Genomic DNA, 9,449 nt, shown 5'->3' with positions numbered 1-9,449 from the left:
CCCGCGGACGCGGGGGGGGGGGGTCTGCCCGGTCGCTGCACCCCCAGGGGGGGGGTTCTCTGGCCCCAAAAACTCTTGGGGGGGCGTTTTGCGCCCCCTATTTGGCAACCCCCCACGTCGGGCCCCTGCTGGAGTGCCTTGGGTCGGGGGTCTTGAGTGGCGATTCGGGTTCTGTTGAGGGGGAGGGCAGGAGTGTCCGGTTCGCTTGCTGGCGGTGTTGCGAAAGTGGCTTTCACAACCTTCAACGTTGCGAAAGTGGCTTTCACAACACCGTGGACCCGTCAGGCCGCGCCGAGCCGGGGCACGTGGCCTTCGGGTCCGCAGGAGCGTCGTCAGAGCGACCCCGCAGCCCGGAACAGCGCTTCCGCCTCGTCCACCGCCTTGGCGAGGACGCCGGGCTCCGCCCGCAGACCGGCGACGATCGCGTCGATCTCGCGCAATCCCGCCCGCCGCAACAGCCGCTTCTCGTTGGTGACCCATTCGCCCCGGGCCGCCAGCACCGCGTGCGCGGTCTCCATGGCGGCGGTGGCCAGCGCGCCCGCGACCTCCGTGGCCTGCCCGCGCGGCACGAAAGCGCCACGGGTGTAGCGCAGGGTCAGCTCCGCGCGGCCCCGCCACATCGGCGGAGCGGTTTCCCGCAGCGCTTCCGGGTACTCCGGTCGCGGCAGATCGCCGCGCAGCACGCGGTTGACGGAGAGTTCGGCGACAGGCAGGTAGCTCGGGACACCCGCGAGGTGGAACATCAACGGCTCCCAGTGGAACCGGCCCCGCCGTGCCTCGGCGAGCTGGTGTTCCACGGCGTCGAGATCGCGGTAGTGGACGTCGACCTGCTTGCCGTCGATCGTGAGCCAGGCACCGCCGTTGAACACGCCGCCGCCCCAGGCACCGATCTCGGAGACCTCGCCGTCCCAGCCGACGGCCCGTAGTTGCGCCGGGTCGAAAGCCCCGCGGTAGTAGACGGCGAAATCCCAGTCGCTGCCGGGGCCGTGGGTGTTCTGGGCGCGTGATCCACCGAGGGTGACGGCGTGCACGGCGGGCAGCGCGGCCAGGTTGTCGGCCACGTGGGCAAGAAAAGTCTCGTCGTTCATCGCGCGAACGATCTTAGGGGCGTTCCCGGGCGCACGCGACGGGTTTTGAGCGCGCGTGCGCGTGTGCCCGGCCGTACCCTCGGAAGATGACCACGATCCCAGGACGACTCCGCGCCCCGCTCGCGTTCCTCCCGTTCCTGGCCGCGGTCGCCGTGGCCGCGCTGGTGGGCGGGCTCGCCGCGGCCGACGCCCGCTCTGTCTACAGTGGACTGGAGCTGCCGCCGTTCGCGCCGCCCGCCTGGCTGTTCGGTCCGGTGTGGACGGTGTTGTACATCGGGATCGCAGTCTCCGGCTGGCTGTACTGGAAATCCGGCGGCGAACGCCGGGCACTGGCGTGGTACGCGGCGCAACTGGTCCTGAACGCCGCTTGGACGCCGCTGTTCTTCGCGGCCGGCGCCTATGGCCTCGCCCTGGCCGACATCGTCCTGCTCGACGTCGCCATCGTCGTCACCGCGCTGTACTTCCGCCGCTCCTCCCGTATCTCGGCCGCGTTGCTTGTGCCGTACCTCGCTTGGACGCTGTACGCGACCGCGCTGAACATCGCGATAGTCGTGCTCAACTGACCCCGATCGGCAGCGTGGCGGCCACTCCCTTGGCGTGCCTGCCGTCGAGCCGGTCCAGGGTCAGCCCGCCCCGGCGGGCGGCGAGTTCCAGCTCCCGCACCGCGTGCTCCACCGCTTGCGGTCCCGCGGCGGCGACCCGGATCGCCGCGCCGAGCAGGGGTTCGGTTTCGGTGGCGCGCCGGTGCGCGGTCACGGCGAGCGTCACCGCGGCCCGGGGAGCGGCCGCGAGCAGACGACGGGACAGATCCGCCGCGAGTGCCGGTGACAGCGCGTCCCAGCCGTCGATCCGGAAGGTCGCCTGGCAGATCGGGCCGCTGTGCCAGAACCGCCAGTCCTCCCGGATGCGCGCCCGGCCCGCCGTGACGTGCGCCAGCGACGCGAGCGTGCCGAGGACCTCGTTTTCGGCGAGCGCCCGCACGGGCAGCCCCTCGCGCCGGAGCCGCCGTCGCACGCGCCGGACCGTGTTCCCGAGCACCTGCCGCACATCGGCGTCGCGATGGACGTCGACCGTGCGCAGCGCCTGCAGCGCGACCCAACCCCGCGGCGGCCGCGAGCGGTCCGCGCCGACGTGGTGGATGACCTGGGCGGCGACGTCCAGATCCTGTTCCCGCGAAGGCGGCAGCACCGCCAGCGGCGACGGCATCGGCTGCTCGCGCGCGGCCGACTTCGGTTGCAGCACAGCGGTGATCCCGTCGGCGCGGCTGACCATGAACACCGGCTCGTCGCCGATCTCACCGGTGATCCCCTCCGCTTCCGGCGACAACAGGCGCAGCAGCGCGCGGCCTGCCTCGCCCGCGTTCCGGAGGTCCCGGTCGCGGTCGCGCAGCAGGTACCCGGACGCCGAACCGGCCCACTCGTAGAGCCAGCGACCGCGAAACCGCACGGCTGTCAGCGCGAGGACCAGCACGGCCGCGGTGATCACCGCGGCCACCAGCGGCCAAGGCCGTCCCGCCACCAGGACGAGCGCGACGAGGACGAGCTGCCAGCAGATGATCTGCGGCACCCCGATCCCGCCGAACCGGCCGGGGCGCCGCGCCGAAGCGGGCACCGCCGGAGTCGGCGGCGGCGAACCGTACGCGGGTGCGGGAACGGGCGCCGGCGCGGTCCACTGCGGCCGCTGCCCGGCCTGGCGGGCGGCGTTCAGCGCGTGCAGCGCGGCTTCACGAGCGGCGGCCCGGGCCGCCGGTGCGGCGTAGGCGAGCGGGTCGGGCAGGGCTTCGGGCCGCGATACGGCCGTTGCCGTTCGGGGAAGCGGCGGGGGCGGCGCCTGGTACCGCCCGTCCGTCCTGGCCGCGCCGGATTCGGTCATCGTCCTGCCTCCTCGATGTCCGCCTCAGCGTGTCCGGCGAACATGAGGTTTCGATGACACCGGCGACGGGACAGGGTGTTTCATCGAAATTTCATGGTGGCTCTCTAGCTTGATCGCGTGAACACCGATGAGCGGGACACGAAGCGCTTCAGCGTCGTGGCCAGGACACGGATGGCCGTGGCGCTGGTGGTCGCGGGCTGCCTGGCGCTGGTCGGCCTGGCGGTGACCGGGCAGGCGGCGACCCCGGAACGGCTGGAGTTCGTCCAGGTCGGCCACTGGGTCTACAACGACGCCGCCCAGTCCGCGTTCCACGTCGACGGCTCGACGAGCCGCGTCGACGCGCGCGCGGACGTACCCGGCGCCGCGAGCGGCAGCCAGGTCGTGCAGGGGGACGATTCGGGTTACGTGGTCGAGCGGAACCGCATCACGGAGTTCGACAAGGCGACCTTGAGCGTGGAGGAGTCCACCCCGCCGCCCGCGCCGGAGACGCCGTTCGTGCTGGAGATCGCGGGCGGTCCGTACCTGGTCTACCGCAACGCCGGTCAGATCGTGCGGCTCGGCGACCCGTCCGCGACCGTGCCCGCAGGGGGGCCACTGTCGCGACCTGTCGCGACCTCCGACGGCACGGTGTGGGTGCACCGGGTCGACAACGGCTCGATCTGCGAGCTGCCGAAGGACGCCGCGGTCCTGACCTGCACCGCACAGCTCCCGCCTGGGCACGGCGGCGGGCTCACGCTGGTCGGCGACCGGCCGGTCGTGCTCGACATGACCGGCGACAGCCTCCACCGGGTCGGCCCTGGCGGGCTCGGCGAGGCCCTTCCGCTCGGCATCAAGCTTTCGCCGTCGGCGCAGGTGGCCAACAGCGCCGCCGGTGACCGGCTGGCCATCGCCGATCCGGAGCGCAACCAGCTCCACCTCATCGACGTCAGCGGCCTCGACCAGGACCGTCCGTCCGCGAAGCCGATCTCGGTCGAGCTGACCAAGGGCAGCCGGTTCAACGGCCCGCTCTCCTCGTCGAACGTGGTCGCCATGGTCGACGAAACCCGCGGCGAGGTCCTGACCTACGACGCCGCCGGCACGCTCAAGTCCACAGCGAAGGTGCCGAGCCAGGGGACAGGGCCGAGGCTGGCGAAGGGCGAGGACAACCGGATCTACGTCGACAGCTCCGACGGCTCGCACGTGCTGGTCGTCAACGGAGAGGACGGTTCGGTGGTCGACGTCGACGTCGACAAGGCGGCCGGCAGCCAGACCGCGGGCGCGCCGTCGGCCGAGCCGGACCCGTCCGGCGAGCAGCAGCCGCCGCCACAGCAGAACCCGCGACAGCAGCAACAAGCGCCTCCGAGCACCAAGAAGGCGATCCCGCCGGTGGCGAAGGCGACTCCGCCCGGCGCGCCGAAGAAGGTGAGCGCGACCGCGGGTGACGGCTCCGTCAAGGTCTCGTGGAGCCCGGCCGCGGACAACGGGGCACGGATCACCGGCTACCGCGTGACCTGGACCGGCGGCTCCACCCGGCTCGCCGGAACGTCGCGCGGGACCACGATCTCCGGGCTGACCAACGGAACCGCGTACGTGGTCACCGTCGTCGCGGAGAACTCGGCGGGACTCGGGGTGGGTGCCAGCGCCAAGGCGGTCGTCCCGGGGCCCGCGAACCGGCCCGCCACGGCACCGGTCGTCACCGCGAACGCCACCTCCGCCGGGAAGGTGTCGGTCAGCTGGAAGCAGCCCGACCTCCGCGGCGGCACGCTCGTGCACTACCTGGTGAGCGCGACAGGACAGGGTCAGCGCACGCTTTCGGCCACCTCGACGGAATTCACCGGGGTCACCGGCACGGCGACCGTCTCGGTCCGCGCGGTCACGAAGTTCGATTCGGGGTCCACGCTCACCGGGGCCACCGGCAGCAAAAAGGTCACCGTGCCGGTTCCGTCGGAGCCGCCGACCATCACCATCTCCGGTGTCCGGGTCGGGACGACGGGCCTGATCGTTTCCGTCAACGCGAACGGGAAGGGCGCGTCCGCGACCTGCCAGGCGGAGTTCAACGGCGCCCTCTCCACCCCGAAGTCGTGCTCCGGTGCCACCAGCCTGAACCTCAACAACGTGGCCTACATCGGCGCGATCACGGTGACCGCGACCATCAAGACGACCGGCGGCACCGGCAAGGACAGCTGGACCGGCGTGCCCAGCGCGGGCGGAAGCGCCCCGGCCGGCCCCGAGCCGGGCCCCGGCCCCCTCGGCGGCGGCGCTCCCGGTGGCTCGCTGCTCTGGCTCGGACCGATCGCGATCCTCGGCTTGCGCCGTCGAAAGGAAAAGGAACTTCTGTGACGCTCACCCCCAGGGTCGCCTACGAGCAGATCGCCGAGAACGTGCAATCGGTGGTGCGCGGCAAACCCGAGGTCGTCCGGCTCACCGTGGCGGCGCTGTTCGCCGAAGGGCATCTGCTGATGGAGGACGTGCCCGGCGTCGGGAAGACGACGATCGCGCGCTGCGTCGCCGCCAGCATCGGCGGCCGGTGGAGCCGGATCCAGTTCACGCCCGACCTGCTGCCCGGCGACATCACCGGCGTGATGGTCTACCACCAGAACGCCGAACGCTTCCAGTTCCACCCCGGCGGGATCTTCGCCAACGTGGTGCTGGCGGACGAGATCAACCGGGGTACCCCGAAGACACAGGCCGCGCTGCTGGAGGTGATGGCCGAGCGCCGGGTCACCGTCGATTCGGTCGGCCAGGCGGTGCCGCGGCCGTTCCTCGTGGTGGCGACGCAGAACCCGATCGAGCTGGAGGGCACCTACCGGCTCCCTGAGGCTCAGCTGGACCGGTTCCTCATGCGCATTTCGGTCGGCTACCCGGATCTGGAATCCGAGATGCGGGTGGTGATGGGGGACTGCGCCGGGGTGACACCGGACGAGCTGAAGCCGGTGCTGGGCATCGCCGACGTGCAGTCGGTCATCGACGAGGTCCGGAAATCCAACCTGGCACCCGAGATCGTCAACTACGCGGTGCGGCTGGCGGCGGCGAGCCGGTCGCATCCGGACGTCCGCTACGGCGCGAGCCCGCGTGGCAGCATCGCGCTGATCCGGGCGGCGCAAGGGCTCGCCGCCACCTTCGGCCGCGACTTCGTCACACCGGACGACGTCAAGGACGTCGCGCATCCGGTGCTCGATCACCGGCTCGTGCTGACGCCCGACGCGGAACTCAACCAGCGGCGGACCGCCGACATCGTCGACGAGCTCCTGGGCGCGACGGCCGCTCCCATGGCCGCGATGGGGAGGTAGGCCGTGCGGCTCACCCGCCGCGGTGTCATCGTGCTCGCCTTCGCCGCCGGGTTCTACGCCCTCGGCGAGCTGGCCGGGTACACGTTTTTCCGTGCCTTCGCGGGGATCGCGGCGGGCGCGGTGCTGATCGCGTTGGCCACCACCAGGTTCCGGCCGCGGGTGGAGATCGGCCGGACCGTGCAGCCGGACCGGGTCGAACGCGGGAAGCCCGCGCTCGCCTCGCTCGTCGTGCGCAACGCCGGTGCGCGGCGGCACGGCGGTTTCACCGCGGGGGACGGGGTCGGGACCGAAACGCACAGCCTGCGCGTCCGCCCGCTCGCGCCCGGCGCGGAAGCGACGTACCACTACGAACTGCCGACGACGGCGCGCGGGAAACTGCGGGTCGGCCCGCTCGTCGTGCACCGGCCCGATCTGTTCGACCTCGCCCGTGGCGACCAGACCGTCGGGAGCACCGCGTGGCTGTGGGTGCATCCGCGGCGGCACGCGGTGCGGGCGGCGCAGGCGGGTCACCCCCGGCATCACCACGAAGGCCCGATCACCGACCCGCCGTTGCGTGGTTCGGCGGATCTGCGCGCGGTGCGGGAGTACGTGATCGGCGACGAGGTCCGGCATCTGCACTGGAAGGCGACCGCCCGGACCGGGCGGCTCATGGTGCGCGAGTACGCCGATCCGGCCCAGCCGCGATTCACCGCCGTGCTGGACACACGGCCCGGAGCGATGCGACCCGCCGTTTTCGAAGAGGCCGTCGAGGTGGCGGCATCCCTGTTCTACGCGTCGGCGTCGGCGGGCCAGCACTGCCGCCTGATCACGTCCGCGGGCGCGGACACCCTGACCGACAGCGGGGTCCGCGCGGCGAGGACGCTGCTGGACGAACTCGCGCTCGTCGCGCAGGACGCGCCGAACTCCGCGCCGCTGCTGCCCTCGGCCCTGGCCGCCGCCGAACGCCCCGGCGGGGTGCTGGTGGTGATCACCGGTCCGGACGCCGACCTCGGCCACGCCGCGCGCTGGCGCCCCGACACCGTGGTCCGGCTCGGTGACCTCAGGCCGTCGGCGGGGGCCCGCGGCGTGATCATCGCGGTCGACGCCGCCGGTGCCGCCGCACAGTGGAATTCCTTGGTGGGTAAGGCATGAGCGCGGGATCGGAGCGGATCGCGGCCGCCGGTCTGCTCGGCGCGACCGGCGTGGCCGGACTGCTGTTCACGCCGGTGTTCGGCTGGGGGCCGCTGCTGGTCCCGGTGCTCGTGGTCGTCCTCGTCGGCTACGGCTGCGTCGAGCTGACCGCGAAATTCCCCAAGCTGGTTCCTTACCGGCCGTTGCTCGTCGCGCTGCTCGGCCTGCTCGGTCTGATCGAGACGGTGCTGACCTCGACCACGCTCGCCTTCCTGCCCACTCTCGCTTCGCTGCAAGGGGTGGCGCGAGGTTTCACCGAAGGATGGCGGCTCACGCTTCAGTCCACGTGGCCCGCCCGGCCGGTTCCCGACCAGCTGTTGTTCGTCCCGCTCGCGGTGCTGCTCGCCGTCGTGCTCGGGCTGGAACTGTTGCTGCGGTTGAAGAAGCCGCTCGTGGCGCTGGTGCCGAGCCTGGCCGTCGCCGGGCTCGCGCAGGCGTATCAGGCGTTGACGGGCATCGGCGCGGTGGCGGCGGCGCTGGGGTACACGCTGCCGTCCGGACTGCTGCTGTGGGCGGGGCGGCGCACCCGGTCGGCGAGCCGGGCGCCCGGCGGGCCGCGGTTCTCCTGGCGGGTGACGGGATCGGCGGTCTGGCCCGCACTGTCCACAGTGGTCGCACTGGTCGCCGGGGCGGTCGCCCTCGCCGGGCTCGACCCGGCCGGCCGTGATCCGCTGACCCTCAAGGACACCCAGGCGGCGCCGCCGCCTCGGAGCAGGCTCGGCAATCCGCTCGACGAGATCGCCCAGCGGCTCACCCGGCCGAACGACGAGGTTTTCCGCTACCGCGGGGACGTCCCGGTCGATCAGTGGCGCCTGATCGTGCTGAACGGTTTCGACGGCGCGAACTGGTCGTCCGATTCCCGGCTCCAGCGGCTCGGTGCGGGTCTCGAAGGCGCTCCCGGCGGCACGGGCGGCACCGCGGAGCTGAAAGTGCGCGGACTGGCCGGACCGTGGCTGCCGAGTCATCAGGGCCTGACCGGTGTGGACGGCCTGACGCCGCTGGTGGACCAGTCCGCGGGCACCCTGCTGATGGAGTCGCCGTCGCTCGAACGGAACTACCGGCTGAGCTGGTCCGCACCCGACGTCGATCTCGGTTCGGGGGAGGTCGACGCGCGGGCGCCGGGCGGGCTCGGCGGCCTCGGCGCGGTACCGCCCGAGGTCGACCAGCTGGCCAAGGACGCCGTGCGCGGTCTGCGTCCGACGTTCCAGTCCGCGCTCCAGCTGGAACGCTTCCTCGCCACGAACTACCTGCTCGCGGCGGGCTCGGACGAGCTGCCGACCGGGCACGGCTGGCCGCAGCTGCGGCACTTCCTGCTGGAGAGCAAACGGGGGACGAGCGAGCAGTTCGCCGCCGCTTACGTCGTCCTGGCACGGATGAGCGGTATCCCGGCGCGGCTGGTGGTCGGGTTCCGCGGTTCGGCCGAGACCGACGGCGGGATGAACGTCGTCCGCAACCGCGATGTCCTGGCGTGGCCCGAAGTCGCGGTCGCCGGGGCGGGCTGGGTGCCGCTCGACCCGACCGCCGCGGCCGGCAAGGCGGGACGCGATCAGGCCGCTTCCGGCAAGGCCGTCGCACGGGCGCGGGCGCAGCTGCCTGCCGAACAGGAACTGCGGCCGCCGCAGCTCCCGCCGGGCACGCCCGCGGACACCGCCGAAGACCAGAACGCCGACGCGGGCGCGGGCTGGTGGTGGGTCTCGCTCGCCGCCGCGATCGTCCTTTTCGGACTCCTGTGGCTTCTCGGGGTTCCGGTGGCGAAGGTCGTCCGCGCCCGGCGGCGGCGTCGCCGGTCCGGTGCCGAAGGGGTACTCGGCGCCTGGGACGAGATCCGCGACCGGTTGCGCGCGCACGGCGTGCCGTTCCGGATCGGGATGACCCCGCGCGACCTCGCCGAATCGGCGGGATCACTGGCCGGAGAGGGGATCCGCGAGCCCGTCGCCAGGCTGGCCAAGGTGCTGGACGTGACCCTGTGGTCCGGGGTTCCGGTGGGGGACGGCGCCGTCCGGCGGGCGTGGCAGGAGGTCGGCGAGGTGCGGCGGGGCCTGGCCGGCAG

General features: G+C 72.6%; 7 protein-coding genes. 5 read left to right on the top strand and 2 right to left on the bottom strand.

All coding sequences use genetic code 11. The features are described from left to right. Positions 1-332 precede the first annotated feature (332 nt). Positions 333-1,088, bottom strand: a complete 756-nt coding sequence (locus ACFWMR_RS39035) for a nucleotidyltransferase domain-containing protein (RefSeq protein WP_378382043.1) — start codon at positions 1,086-1,088, stop codon at positions 333-335. Between the two features lie 86 nt (positions 1,089-1,174). Between ACFWMR_RS39035 and ACFWMR_RS39030 the strand changes: the two genes are divergently transcribed. Beyond that, positions 1,175-1,651 carry a TspO/MBR family protein gene (locus tag ACFWMR_RS39030; protein WP_378382042.1) on the top strand — a complete coding sequence of 159 codons (477 nt, stop codon included), beginning with the start codon at positions 1,175-1,177 and terminating at the stop codon, positions 1,649-1,651. Here the strand turns inward: ACFWMR_RS39030 and ACFWMR_RS39025 are convergent. Beyond that, a complete protein-coding gene (locus ACFWMR_RS39025) occupies positions 1,644-2,960 on the bottom strand; it encodes a type VII secretion protein EccE (protein WP_378382041.1) in 1,317 nt (438 codons plus the stop codon). The genes ACFWMR_RS39030 and ACFWMR_RS39025 overlap by 8 nt on opposite strands. Before the next feature lie 117 nt (positions 2,961-3,077). Here ACFWMR_RS39025 and ACFWMR_RS39020 point away from each other — a divergent pair, with 117 nt between their 5' ends. The 4 genes from ACFWMR_RS39020 to ACFWMR_RS39005 form a co-directional block, all read left to right on the top strand. Then, positions 3,078-5,279 carry a fibronectin type III domain-containing protein gene (locus ACFWMR_RS39020; protein WP_378382040.1) on the top strand — a complete coding sequence of 734 codons (2,202 nt, stop codon included), beginning with the start codon at positions 3,078-3,080 and terminating at the stop codon, positions 5,277-5,279. Further along, positions 5,276-6,229, top strand: a complete 954-nt coding sequence (locus ACFWMR_RS39015) for an AAA family ATPase (protein ID WP_093938922.1) — start codon at positions 5,276-5,278, stop codon at positions 6,227-6,229. The genes ACFWMR_RS39020 and ACFWMR_RS39015 overlap by 4 nt, the downstream gene beginning before the upstream one ends. Before the next feature lie 3 nt (positions 6,230-6,232). Next, complete coding sequence (locus tag ACFWMR_RS39010; protein WP_093938923.1) at positions 6,233-7,360, top strand: DUF58 domain-containing protein; 1,128 nt, start codon at positions 6,233-6,235, stop codon at positions 7,358-7,360. Continuing rightward, on the top strand, positions 7,357-9,449 hold a 2,093-nt coding region (locus tag ACFWMR_RS39005), incomplete at its 3' end, for a transglutaminase TgpA family protein (RefSeq protein WP_378382039.1). The genes ACFWMR_RS39010 and ACFWMR_RS39005, both read left to right, overlap by 4 nt.

Origin of the sequence: Amycolatopsis thailandensis (genome assembly GCF_042723255.1) — a bacterium.
In the GTDB taxonomy this organism is placed as follows: domain Bacteria; phylum Actinomycetota; class Actinomycetes; order Mycobacteriales; family Pseudonocardiaceae; genus Amycolatopsis; species Amycolatopsis thailandensis.
Note: the sequence above shows the minus strand (reverse complement) of the source record. Positions and strands in the feature narration are given on the sequence as shown.

Coding starts and splice junctions, on each gene's coding strand:
- ACFWMR_RS39030 (WP_378382042.1), top strand. CDS start 1,175: ATGACCACGATCCCAGGACGACTCCGCGCCCCGCTCGCGTTCCTCCCG.
- ACFWMR_RS39035 (WP_378382043.1), bottom strand. CDS start 1,088: ATGAACGACGAGACTTTTCTTGCCCACGTGGCCGACAACCTGGCCGCG.
- ACFWMR_RS39025 (WP_378382041.1), bottom strand. CDS start 2,960: ATGACCGAATCCGGCGCGGCCAGGACGGACGGGCGGTACCAGGCGCCG.